The sequence below is a fragment of the Pseudomonas sp. 65/3-MNA-CIBAN-0223 genome, assembly GCF_040310425.1.
Classification (GTDB): Bacteria; Pseudomonadota; Gammaproteobacteria; order Pseudomonadales; family Pseudomonadaceae; genus Aquipseudomonas; species Aquipseudomonas gregormendelii.
Genome location: NZ_JBEOPV010000391.1, coordinates 1 through 206 on the forward strand (window position 1 = coordinate 1; position 206 = coordinate 206).

The following is a 206-nucleotide window of genomic DNA, read 5'->3' on the forward strand; positions in this document are numbered from 1 at the left end:
GTCACCACCGACCTGCGTTTGAACGAGCCGCGTTATGCGTCCCTGCCAAACATCATGAAAGCCAAGAAGAAGCCTCTTGAAGTGCTGACTCCGGATGCTTTGGGCGTTTCCACCGCCTCCACCAACAAGACCGTGAAAGTCGAAGCGCCTGCTGCACGCAGCGCGGGTATCAAGGTCAAGTCGGTGGCTGAACTGGTCGAGAAACT

Annotated in this window: 1 pseudogene; it reads left to right on the top strand. The window is 56.8% G+C overall.

What is annotated here, in order from left to right:
- Positions 1 to 206 (top strand): annotated as a pseudogene (locus AAEZ09_RS29330) (electron transfer flavoprotein subunit beta/FixA family protein); the annotation flags it as partial.